This is a genomic window from Megasphaera sp. UBA4382, from assembly GCF_002391155.1.
Classification (GTDB): domain Bacteria; phylum Bacillota; class Negativicutes; order Veillonellales; family Megasphaeraceae; genus Megasphaera; species Megasphaera hexanoica.
Genome location: NZ_DGRS01000078.1, coordinates 1 through 11,164 on the forward strand (window position 1 = coordinate 1; position 11,164 = coordinate 11,164).

At 48.6% G+C, this 11,164-nt stretch carries 11 protein-coding genes and 1 pseudogene; 8 read left to right on the forward strand and 4 right to left on the reverse strand.

The annotated features are described in order from the left end of the window. The 3 genes from B4H10_RS09210 to B4H10_RS09220 all read left to right on the forward strand — a co-directional run. A partial coding sequence (locus B4H10_RS09210) for an NUDIX domain-containing protein (protein WP_292018706.1) occupies positions 1-640 on the forward strand: 640 nt, incomplete at its 5' end. Between the two features lie 150 nt (positions 641-790). Next, a complete protein-coding gene (locus B4H10_RS09215) occupies positions 791-1,900 on the forward strand; it encodes a metallophosphoesterase (protein WP_292018707.1) in 1,110 nt (369 codons plus the stop codon). Continuing rightward, positions 1,878-2,801, forward strand: a complete 924-nt coding sequence (locus tag B4H10_RS09220; RefSeq protein ID WP_292018708.1) for a LysR family transcriptional regulator — start codon at positions 1,878-1,880, stop codon at positions 2,799-2,801. The genes B4H10_RS09215 and B4H10_RS09220 overlap by 23 nt, the downstream gene beginning before the upstream one ends. A gap of 352 nt (positions 2,802-3,153) precedes the next feature. On the opposite strand, the gene B4H10_RS09225 is transcribed toward B4H10_RS09220, so the two are convergent. Beyond that, positions 3,154-3,546, reverse strand: a complete 393-nt coding sequence (locus tag B4H10_RS09225) for a NifB/NifX family molybdenum-iron cluster-binding protein (RefSeq protein WP_200817467.1) — start codon at positions 3,544-3,546, stop codon at positions 3,154-3,156. Positions 3,547-3,655: 109 nt separating this feature from the next. After that, positions 3,656-5,098 (reverse strand): pyruvate kinase, encoded by a 1,443-nt coding sequence (locus tag B4H10_RS09230; RefSeq protein WP_292018709.1) that lies wholly within the window; start codon positions 5,096-5,098, stop codon positions 3,656-3,658. A 270-nt stretch (positions 5,099-5,368) separates the two neighbouring features. Here B4H10_RS09230 and B4H10_RS09235 point away from each other — a divergent pair, with 270 nt between their 5' ends. From B4H10_RS09235 to B4H10_RS09245, 3 genes are all read left to right on the forward strand, one after another. Beyond that, the gene (locus B4H10_RS09235; protein WP_059077453.1) at positions 5,369-5,761 is read left to right on the forward strand and encodes a hypothetical protein; all 393 of its coding nucleotides are present in this window, start codon (positions 5,369-5,371) and stop codon (positions 5,759-5,761) included. A gap of 88 nt (positions 5,762-5,849) precedes the next feature. Continuing rightward, entirely contained in the window at positions 5,850-6,701 is an 852-nt protein-coding gene (locus B4H10_RS09240; RefSeq protein ID WP_059077454.1) for a polysaccharide deacetylase family protein, read from the forward strand. Positions 6,702-6,781: 80 nt separating this feature from the next. After that, positions 6,782-7,636, forward strand: coding sequence for a peptidoglycan recognition protein family protein (locus B4H10_RS09245; RefSeq protein ID WP_292018710.1), 855 nt, complete (start codon positions 6,782-6,784; stop codon positions 7,634-7,636). Between the two features lie 44 nt (positions 7,637-7,680). On the opposite strand, the gene B4H10_RS09250 is transcribed toward B4H10_RS09245, so the two are convergent. After that, positions 7,681-9,087: a PLP-dependent aminotransferase family protein gene (locus B4H10_RS09250; RefSeq protein WP_292018711.1), complete on the reverse strand. Its 1,407-nt coding sequence runs from the start codon at positions 9,085-9,087 to the stop codon at positions 7,681-7,683. Positions 9,088-9,208: 121 nt separating this feature from the next. On the opposite strand from B4H10_RS09250, the gene pdxS reads away from it, so the two are divergent. Both pdxS and pdxT read left to right on the forward strand, forming a co-directional pair. Then, positions 9,209-10,093 carry a pyridoxal 5'-phosphate synthase lyase subunit PdxS gene (pdxS, locus tag B4H10_RS09255; protein ID WP_150824401.1) on the forward strand — a complete coding sequence of 295 codons (885 nt, stop codon included), beginning with the start codon at positions 9,209-9,211 and terminating at the stop codon, positions 10,091-10,093. Next, entirely contained in the window at positions 10,093-10,680 is a 588-nt protein-coding gene (gene pdxT / locus B4H10_RS09260) for a pyridoxal 5'-phosphate synthase glutaminase subunit PdxT (RefSeq protein WP_200817442.1), read from the forward strand. The genes pdxS and pdxT overlap by 1 nt, the downstream gene beginning before the upstream one ends. A gap of 106 nt (positions 10,681-10,786) precedes the next feature. On the opposite strand, the pseudogene B4H10_RS09265 reads toward pdxT, so the two are convergent. Further along, positions 10,787-11,164: pseudogene (locus B4H10_RS09265) on the reverse strand (nitrite/sulfite reductase); the annotation flags it as partial.

Below are 11,164 nucleotides of genomic sequence, written 5' to 3' on the forward strand. Positions count from 1 at the left end.
CGATGGCAACGTGCTCCGCATCTTTTCCCGCCTGTACCTCATAGAGGATAATATTTTATCGGCGAAAGTAAAAAAAGAAGTTACCCGCCTGGCACAGGATGTCATCCCCGACGATGCACCGGGCGATTTCAATGAAGCGCTCATGGACCTGGGAGCTTCGATCTGCATTCCCCGTCATCCGCGCTGTCAGGAATGTCCTCTTGTTTCCTGCTGCCTTGCCCATGAAAAAGGGCGGGAGACGGAACTTCCGGTCCGCATTGTCAAAAAAGACAAGCCTGCGGTGGATATAACCGTTCTGGTCGTTTCCGACCGGCAGTCCTGGCTCATCCATCGCCGTCCGGCAAAGGGACTGCTCGCTTCTATGTGGGAATTTCCCAATGCCGTGGGAAAGGGCAATGCCGGGCTGGATGCAGCCAGAGAAGTTCTGAAAAAAGCAGGAATCCGCGCCGGCAGTGCCAGCGGGCCAGTCGGTACACTGCGTCATGTATTTTCCCACAAAGTCTGGCAGATGACGATATATACAGCCCCGTATGCAAATGGGACGCTATTGGATAAGGAGGATTGGCAGTGGCTGCCACAGGCTGGCTACACGCAGGTTCCCTGGGCCGGGCCCCATGGAAAAATCACTGCCATAGTTTAGATGAAAGGTCTTTTTTTTATTAATTTTATGGTAATCCTGTCCTGTTTTTCCGTAGCAGCAGGCGTACTATATAACTACATCGTACAAGGCGGACAGGGAAAGAAAATTGCTTTGCTCACGGCATGCTGCTCGGCGCTGGGGGCAGGGGAGTTGTATTGGTACAGCCACTGGTTCCCCGGTCTGACGGGGGGCATCCGCCTGATGGGGCTCCATATAGGAGCTTTGGCGTCAGTGAGCTGGTTCCTCACCTTTCTCCTGGCATTTCCTGTCCTGGCGGTGCTGGCGGCTGGCATCTTTTTTTACCGGCTGAAGCGGCGCGGCCGACCGGTTACACCGGCAGAAAATATGACTGCCGGGGAACATCAGGGGCCATCCATGAGCCGGCGGACATTCCTGAAAGGGATGGCCGCTGCCGTTCCCGTAGCGGCAGCAGCGACGAGCGGACTGGGAAATGTCGTGGGCGAAAGTTATCTGGCTGTGACCAAACTTCCCCTTTCCTTTCCGGACTTACCTGATTATCTGGAAGGGTACCGCATCGGACAGATTTCTGATAGCCATATTGGGCTGTTTTTCAGCCCGGAGGACTTAAAAACAGCGATGGAGCGCCTGGCAGCGGAAAAAGTCAACCGCCTGGAAATTACGGGGGATCTCATCGATGAGCTGAGCCGGCTTCCTCAGTGCCGGCAGGTCCTTATGGAGGGAGCCGCTTTGTTTCCCGATGGCATTGATTTCTGCTACGGCAACCATGAATATTACCGGGGACTGGCGGATATTACAGACATGCTGGAATCGACACCCATACGTATCGTACGCAACAGCCATTTCTGTGCCAGTCCCGGAGGGGGACGGAATCTTTCCGGCCGTTCCGGAAGGGATAACAGGCCCCTTTATATTGCCGGCACAGATTTCAGTTTTGCCCCCAGCGGCCGTCTCCACGATGAACAGCGCCAGGACTATACGCAGACAGCCTTGCAGGGAATACCAGAAGGTGCATTTACGATTCTGCTGGCACACAATTCGGCCTTCATCGATGAAGGATTCGCTCATCATATTCCTCTTACGATGTGTGGTCATACCCATGGTGCCCAGTTTGCACCTATCGGGCCTTTAGTCCAGGCCGTAGGATTTAAATATCTCCGTGGCCTGTTCCAAAAAGACGGCTGCTATGGGTATGTCAATCGCGGTACGGGCCACTGGCTGCCTTTCCGGGTCTTGTGCTCCCGGGAAGTTACCGTATATGAATTACAGAAAAAGCGGTGATTGTATGAATATAGAAAAATACAAAGTCTTTCTCACGGCAGCCCGCAAGGGAAGCTTCATCCAGGCTGCGCGGGAACTGGGATATACGCCGTCGGCGGTGACCCAGATGATGAATTCCCTGGAAAATGAATGTGGTTTCAGCCTGCTCCAGCGGAGCAACAAAGGTGTTGTTCTGACCAAAGAAGGACACGCCATCCTGCCCTATGCCCGGCAGCTCGTAGAAGTGGAAGAACGGCTGGAAGAGCAGTGTGAAAATATCAAGGGCATTCATTTGGGCCGCCTGCGCATTGCCGGATTCACCAGCACGGCCTGTGCCATCATCCTGCCTGTCGTCGAGCGCTTTCAGGAACGATACCCCAATATTGATGTGGACATTCTGGAAGAGAACAGTCCTAAAACGCTAGCAGAATGGGTGCGCAGCGGCGTTGCCGATATTACGATTACGACGAAACAGCCAGATTATGAAAATGAATGGATTATCCTCAATGTCAATCCTTATGTGGCTGTCCTGTCCAAACAGAACCCTTTGTCCCGGAACGAATGCATTACGGCAGAAGAAATGCAGCAGTCCCGGGTACTCATGTTCCGTTCACGCCATGGTCTGGAATCGAATGTAGCCGAGTACATGAAAAAGTATAATCTGCAGCCTCTTTCGACGTTTACGTCCAACTGCAATTATGTCATGCTGAAAAAACTGGAACAGACATCTTGTGTCAGTCTGCTTCCCGTTTATATGTGGGATTTTTATGCTCCTATGCATCCGGGACTTACAGCACGGCCGATTTCACCGTCCCTGACTTGTGATATTATCCTGACAGTGGCTTCCTTTAGTGAATGTTCTGTCCCGGCCAGGGCGTTCATTGAATGTACGAAAGAGTTCATTAAAGATAGTCTTACATGAATGGATATTTCCATTAAAGAAAATCTGTGCGTGGAAAAAGGGGCTGCAGCAAGGTGAATGCTTCTGGTTCACTTTGCTGCAGCCCCTTTTTCAGGGAGTCTCGATATAAATATATTCCTGCTAAAATCAGCATACAAGAATCCTAAAAGGGACATGTAAGAGGATTTTCGTATCCAGCTGCAGACGGCGCAGGAACAGACAAAAGCTGTGCTGCAGAACACGTGCTCTTTTGTTACTTTTTATTATAAACACGAGCCGGAAAAAGGGGAAAACAGTAATTCTGTTAACGCAGTAAGAAAACGTAAAAAGAGTACAGCTGATGTGATTTCCGCTGTACTCTTGTCCGGCAGGACTACTGATGATTGCATGTATGACCATGACCGGCGTGGTGCTGATGATGACCGCCGCTGCAGGTGGCATCCGGATTATACTGCAGCCGGTCTTCCAGGAATGCCTGTACGGCTTCGTCACAGGATCCCTGAACGCCACAGTAGAAGGGAATACCAGCCTGCTGCAGGGCATTACGCGCTCCCGGTCCCATATTGCCACAGAGGAGTACGTCAGCACCGTGATCTTTGAGCCACTGGGCCAGCGGTTCGTGGCCGACACCGTTGGTGGAAATGATTTCGCTCCCCGTTACGATTTTGTCTTCTACTGTATAAAACTTGAATGCTTCTGTCCGTCCAAAATGCTGGAATACGCTGCCGTTGTCATAGGTTACGGCAATTTTGCCATTTGTCATCATATGAATTCCTCCTTAATATAACCTGACTATACTGAATCTTTCTTCTATTAAAGAGTATACATCATATAACGACATATGTCCAATAATATAAACAACAAAAGTCAATAATTTAATTATCGAATGCTTTCAGCGCATCTGATGCGATATGGAGCGTGCGCAGCTGGGGTGCTTTTTTATACTGATGGCCTTCCATACGCTTAACAATATCCGCCAGGCTGGAAACGGCTTTTACGATGTACGGTCCTTTATTGAGCATGACGCATTCGGCCCGTTCACTCATGGCGGCATCGGTGATTTCAGCCCGGGACGGAATGCCTGTCTTGACAAGGTTTTCCAGAACCTGTGTAGCCCAGATGACGGGAATATGGGCAGCTTCACAAATCCAGAGTATTTCTTCCTGCAGCTCTGCCAGACGATGATATCCCGCTTCAACGGCCAGATCGCCCCGGGCAATCATAATGCCAAAGGGATTCCGGGAAGCGGCCTGGATGATGATTTCTGGAAGATTGTGTACACTGTCTCTGGTCTCTATTTTTGCGATGATAGCCATGTTCCGTGCTTTATTTCCCATCCGTTTGTACAGTTCATCCTGCAACAGAAGAATATCGGCGCGGCTGCGGACGAACGAATAGCCGATTGCGTCGGCATGATGGATAATGAAATCGAGATCGGTCAGATCCTTTTTCGTCAGGGGCGTAATGTCCAGTGGTGTTTTAGGGAAATTCAAGCTTTTTTTATTTTTCAGACGGAATCCCTTGGCTTTTGTCGAAATGACGCGCAGATAGGCTCCCTGAGGCATAAGCCTGGTGACGACACAATTCAGTTTGCCATCATCGATGACGACGGAATCGCCTTCCTGAAGATGATCGAATACTTGGGGGATACTACAGGTAATGATGACATTTCCTGTATAATCGGCAGGGTAATCGGAAATTTTTCCACGGGCGAGGAAAAAGAAATCATCTGTAAAGACACGGTCGTCATCACCGGGGACTAATACCTGGGAAATGCGGACTTTCGGACCGGCCAGGTCCATGTAGATTTTACAGCGTTTCTTTGTTTCCTTTTCCGCTTTATGGATATGGTGCAGCATGGCCTGCCACATATCCCGTGTATCATGAGCGCAGTTGATGCGGGCCATGTCCATGCCTGCTTCGAGAAGATTGCGGACCAGTTTGTAGTCCGTAGCTGCTTCCGGCGGCATAGTCACCATAATATTCGTATAGGATGCATCGGGGTGACTGCCAAATATCAGATTAGAATTATGAGCCAGCAGGCGGCTGCCGTGGAAAAACCATTTTGGTGCAGGATAGGCGATGAGTTCATGTTCCTGCTTGTTGCAGATCCGCCCCAATGAAGCGATGACGGCATCGAGATTCGCCATCGTACGGGCTTCGCTGCGCCCAAGTGAAGATAATCCCAATAACAGCAGCTTTTCCTGCAGGGGCCGCAGGTCGTAGCAGCGTATGGCAAGATAAAAAGCCAGATTCAGGGCACTGAAGCGGAAGGAACTGCGCCGGATAGATGGAGAAACAGCTTGATACATTTTCATGCCCTGCTCCAAAACGTTCTGGCGAAGTTCGAACAAGGTTTGATATAGGTCATTCATTTCCTTTAGAGAAGGGGTTGATTTCATCGTATTGCCTCCTGTATACCAGAATACATGTTGTATGCAACCATAGTATACTATCGTTGCGGAGAAGGAAAGCGTTTTTACTGTAATTTTACATTGGACAGCATCATTTTATGTGACAAAAGATGCTATGGAATAAACGTTAATATGATATAATAGAAAATATTTTTAATGAAGGAGACACTAATCATGATAGTATACGTCAACAATGAAGAACGGGAACTCCACGTTTACGACCGCAGCAGCGGCGTCGATTACGCAAAAAGCGTCATTTGTTCCCAGGAGCGGCTCGATACGGGCGTGATGGGGGAATTCATCCTCTCTGAACAGGAATACGACAATTGGAAGGAAATCCTCCATATCGTGCAGGAATCGGAAGACATCCGTTATGCCATAAGAGGCATCGTAGATCCTGAAGAATTAAAAGAATACATTTTCGAAGATACACAGTACCTCGTTCACGTGCGGGAAACAGCGGAAACGGAAAATGTCTGCCTGAAAGAACTGCAGCAGGCATTAGAACAAAAAGACAAGAACTGGCTCCGGGACAATGGATTTATCAAAACAATAGAGCATATTTAGTGCGAAAAAATCCTTGTCAGTATACGCATGTTGTGATATCCTTAAACAGATATAAAATTACTTAGAGTCAGGACAAGGGAGTTTTAATGTGAAAAAATTTTTTTCCTGGTTTTTAGGTATTCTTTTTACAGTCATCGTTCTTGTAGCCGGTATCTTTGCGTATTGGTATTTTGGATCGACCAATTATCATCTGACGGGGGTTCCCGTCCTCAATTATCATCAGGTCAACAACCGCTATGAGACATGTCTCACTATGAAGCCTGAAAACTTTGAAGCACAGATGAAATATCTGCACGACAACGATTATCATTCCATTACTCAGGAACAATTTGATGCCTATATGCGCGGGGAAGGGTCATTGCCGGACCGTCCGGTTCTGATTACCTTTGATGATGGATATGTCGATAATTACGAGTTCGCCTATCCTATCATGAAAAAATATGGATTCCGTGGCACCATTTTTCTCATCATGAATCTCATGGAAAAGCCAGGATATCTGACCTGGAATATGGTCAAGGAAATGAGCGGCGACGGGATGGAATTCGGATCCCATACGATCAGCCACAAGCCTCTGACCAGTTTTGACCGCGATGGCGTACGAAAAGAATTGCAGGAATCGAAAGCCATGATTGAGGCCCGGACGGGTAAGGTTTGTAATTTCATCGCTTTCCCCGAAGGAAAGTTCAATGCTATGGTCATGGAAGAAACGAAAAATGCCGGGTATGATTATGGATTTACTGTAGAAACAGGCCGTGATTTCCCCTGGGATGACCACTACGATCTGGACCGGGTCCCCTTCTTTGAAGGTCCGGTCAGTTTCAAACATTTCCGTTTCCGTCTGACCTTTAGTGCATTCAGTGCCCTTTTGTGGAAGACCCATGCTTACTTTGCTAATATGGAAATGACAAAACCACTGGCGGAACATATCCCCCAGCCGTAACAAGGAAAATAGAAAAGACAGCTGCCCCAGGAGTATTACATTTCCTGGGGCAGTCACTTTTGGCGTAAGGAGGTAACAAGATGAAATCCTTTATGAAATTTGTATTTGTATTGACGACCGCAGTGGCCGTTTCTGTCTTCAGCCTGCCGTCCGTCAGTGCCAGTGAACAGGCGGAAGCCGTTCAGTCTCAAGATCAGACGGCAGCCGTACAGAATGCGTCATCAAAAGAGCAGGTAAAAAAGGTAAAACAGAAAAAGACAAAGAAGTCGAAAAAAAAGGCGGCTCAGGTAGTACCGGCCAGCACGGAAAAGGCCGATACGTATCAGAAAGGACAGGCAGCACACGATGAGGGCCTTTCTGTCTACAATCCTGAAAAGGATGCAGCACCATCGGAAGGACTGGTCATTGAGGAAACGAATTTTCATTTTACTGAACCACTCCTTGTACGGCCCAGGACAGATATGATTGTCATCCATCATGTAGGAATCCCCGATGGTGATACACCGGCAGCGGCTATCCACCGGGCTCATCTGGCCAATGGATGGGCTGGCATCGGCTATCATTATGTCATCCGCAAAAATGGCGTTATCGAACGGGGCCGGCCTCTGGCCGTTGTGGGAGCTCATGCCTACGGGGAAAATTATCATACCGTCGGCATTAACGTGACTGGAAATTTTGACAAAGAAGTCCCGACTGATGCTCAGATGAAATCCCTTACAGAACTGGTGACGGCGCTTTGCCGTATCTATCATATCGATCCCGGCCCGGCAACGATTGTCGGTCACCGCGATGTGAACAGTACGGACTGCCCGGGCAAGAATCTCTATCGCCTTTTGCCACAACTTCGCGATGATGTGGAACTGAATATCTATGCTGAAAAACTGAAGGGAACTCATCTGCTGAAGCTGAAGAAATATGAAACAGAAAAACCGTAAGTGCATGTAAAAACTAAATGCACATCACCTAAATACCGGAAGTATTACGACTTTGAAAGGACTGCCTGACAGAGTCGTTCGATAGCTTCTGGTATTTTTTTGCTTTCCAGACTGGAATAATTGATCAGATACGTATGGGCTGCATCAGGACGTGGTTCATGATAATACTCGGAAAGCCCGGTCAGGTACAGTCCCTGCTCCTGAAAGCGGTCCTTCAGACAGGCGTCGTCAAGAATCGTGTGAAGGCGCAGCAGGAAATGGAGCCCTGCACTCTGTTCAATGATATCCGATTTTCCGGCGAGGGCACTGTTTTTCAGGGTACGGATAAGCAGGTCACGTTTTTTCCGGTAATACGTCCGCATGCGGTTCAGGTGTTTTTCAAAATACCCCTGGCTGATGAAGCGGGCCAGTGTATACTGTTCAAAATTCGATACCGTGCAGGAAAGAAATCCCAGAGATTCCTGGAAGGGTTGGACCAGTTCAGGAGGCAGAACCATATAACTGATACGGATGGTTGGCGTCAGCGTTTTGGAAAAAGTATTCATGTAAATGACCTTTCCTCCTGCGTCAATGCTGAACAGTGTCGGGACGGGTTTTCCTGTAAAACGGAACTCACTGTCATAATCATCTTCGATGATATAACGCCCTTCGGTTTCATTGGCCCAGCCCAGAAGCTCATAGCGCCGGGCGATGGGCATGACTCTGCCTGTAGGAAAATGGTGGGATGGACTGATATGGGCAATCGATCCGTGAAGTTTTCGCAGGGCATCGATGGAAATTCCATTTTCGTCGAGCGGGGCGTAGCGGCATGACATGCCATTACTTTCATAAATGCGTCGTGCCTTGGCATAGCCCGGATCTTCCAGACAGACAATGTGCTTTGTGCCTAGAAATCGCACAATCAGGCTGTACAGGTATTCTGTACCGGCGCCGATGACAATCTGTGCTGGCGACGCATACATGCCACGGAAATGCTGCAAATGAGTGGACACGGCCTGTCGCAAGGCAAGGCAGCCCCAGACTGGTACTGATTCCATCAGGTGGGATTGTTCATCTGCCAGAGTGTCCCGAAGCACTTTAGTCCAGGTAGCAAAGGGAAACATATCGGCCTGAATCTGATTTGATGTAAAATCAGCAAACCAGGCAGGTGTTTTTTCTGTTTCCCGGACCGTTTTCCGCACAGACCGGGGCCGTGGGAAGGCACGGGTCGTAATATCAGATACGTAATATCCCCGTTTGGGACGGGAGTAAATATAGCCTTCTGTCAGTAACTGGCCATAAGCCTTTTCTACGGTGATGGTGCTGATTCCCAGGTGAGTGGCAAAGGTCCGTTTGGACGGCAGTCGTTCGCCAGACCGTAATTTACCGCACTGAATGTCTTCACGGAGACAATGATACAAATGTTCATAGAGAAATTCTGACCTTATATTTTCAAAAGAATAGGTTAGCATAACAGGCGTCTCATCCAATCTGACCTTTTAAAATATATAAAAATTGAGTCTTTTAATAAGGTCAATTTAGATTATACTAATACCCGTAAGAAATATCAAGTTACATACGGAGGAGATAGTTATGACCAGAAAAACAAACGAACGCTATGAATTAAACAAACAGTTGGCACAAATGCTGAAAGGAGGTGTCATTATGGATGTTACAACATCGGAGCAGGCTAAAATCGCTGAAGAAGCCGGTGCCTGTGCGGTCATGGCACTGGAACGCATTCCGGCTGATATACGGGCTGCCGGTGGCGTGTCCCGCATGAGTGATCCATATATGATTAAAGGAATTCAGGATGCCGTTTCAATACCGGTCATGGCAAAATGCCGCATCGGCCATTTCGTAGAAGCCCAGATTCTGGAAGCTATAGAAATTGATTACATCGACGAAAGTGAAGTTTTGTCGCCAGCAGATAATATATATCATATCGATAAAACTAAATTTAATGTACCCTTTGTCTGCGGTGCCCGTAATCTCGGCGAAGCTTTGCGCCGCATAGCGGAAGGGGCATCTATGATCCGCACGAAAGGTGAACCGGGTACAGGTGATGTCGTGCAGGCAGTCAGCCATATGCGGCTCATCAATTCAGAAATCGCGGCCCTTACGGCTAAACGGGATGATGAACTGTATGAAGCAGCCAAATCGTTGCAGGTACCTTACCATTTAGTTAAATACGTTCACGATGAAGGCAGACTGCCTGTCGTTAATTTTGCAGCCGGCGGGATAGCGACTCCTGCTGATGCGGCACTCATGATGCAGCTCGGTGCGGAAGGTGTCTTTGTAGGGTCGGGTATATTTAAATCGGGCAATCCGGCCAAACGGGCCCGGGCTATCGTTCAGGCCGTGACAAACTATCAGAATCCGGAAATATTGGCAAAATTATCCGAAAATCTTGGAGAAGCCATGGTCGGCATCAATGAAGAAGAAATAAAAATTCTCATGGCAGAACGGGGGCAGTGATGATGAAACCCGTGACGATTGGCATACTGGCCGTTCAGGGGGCCTTTATCGAACACCGGTATATGCTGGAATCTCTGGGTGCCCGGTGTGTTGAATTGCGAAATAAAGAGAATCTGGCCATTCCACTGGATGGACTAGTCCTGCCAGGTGGGGAAAGTACCGTTCAGGGGCGTATTCTCAGGGATGAAGGCATGTTCGGAATATTACAGCAGAAAATCCGGGACGGACTGCCGGTCCTTGCCACCTGTGCCGGCCTGATTCTTCTGGCAGATCATTTGAGCAATGACCGGGCGTCTTATTTCCAGACGTTGCCGGTTACGGTGCGGCGCAATGCGTACGGACGGCAGCTCGGCAGTTTTATAACGACGGCACCGGTAAAAGGTATCGGGGACGTACGGATGAATTTTATCCGTGCCCCCTATATTGAGTCCGTTGAACCAGGAGTGGATGTGTTATCTGTTGTCGATGACCATATCGTGGCCGTAGTTTACAAAAATCAGCTGGCACTATCTTTTCATCCTGAAGTCGGTCAGGATACGCGGATCCATGAATTTTTTCTCGACAGGGTCCGGAAGAAAAAAGGATGATTATTGTTTTACCGGAAGTGGTATGATATACGACATAACAAAAGAAGGGCCACAGCAAAATGACCAGGATAGTTCATTTTGCTGCGGCCCTTTTTTGTATTCAAAATTATTCAAACTGCTGTACCAGGTCCCGGAAGGTATCTTTATGAGACGGATACCAGTCAGTAAAGGCCTGGGAATCGGCGAGGAGACGGTCATTCAGCGCCAGAAAGAATGCCGGCAGATTTTTCGTTGTAATCGTGCCAATCTGTGTGCCCATGACACCCTGACCGATGGCATAACTGCCGCCAGCGTAGATGTCGAACGCTTCTTCCATGACAGTGCCTGTTTTTTTGCCAGATCCGCGCAATCCCAGTATGGCCAGCTGCTGGACCGTGCAATTAGACGGGCAGCCGGAAAAATGGCATTTAGGCAAAAGGGTCGTGTCTTTGCCGCTTTCACGCAGTACGGTGGCAATATGGACGAATGTACCGTGCGAATCGCG

Bases quoted from the DNA above. Each gene is read 5' to 3' on its own strand.
- B4H10_RS09220 (WP_292018708.1), top strand. From the start codon at position 1,878: ATGAATTACAGAAAAAGCGGTGATTGTATGAATATAGAAAAATACAAA.
- B4H10_RS09250 (WP_292018711.1), bottom strand. From the start codon at position 9,087: ATGCTAACCTATTCTTTTGAAAATATAAGGTCAGAATTTCTCTATGAA.
- pdxT (WP_200817442.1), top strand. From the start codon at position 10,093: ATGATGAAACCCGTGACGATTGGCATACTGGCCGTTCAGGGGGCCTTT.
- B4H10_RS09235 (WP_059077453.1), top strand. From the start codon at position 5,369: ATGATAGTATACGTCAACAATGAAGAACGGGAACTCCACGTTTACGAC.
- pdxS (WP_150824401.1), top strand. From the start codon at position 9,209: ATGACCAGAAAAACAAACGAACGCTATGAATTAAACAAACAGTTGGCA.
- B4H10_RS09225 (WP_200817467.1), bottom strand. From the start codon at position 3,546: ATGATGACAAATGGCAAAATTGCCGTAACCTATGACAACGGCAGCGTA.
- B4H10_RS09230 (WP_292018709.1), bottom strand. From the start codon at position 5,098: ATGAAAATGTATCAAGCTGTTTCTCCATCTATCCGGCGCAGTTCCTTC.
- B4H10_RS09245 (WP_292018710.1), top strand. From the start codon at position 6,782: ATGAAATCCTTTATGAAATTTGTATTTGTATTGACGACCGCAGTGGCC.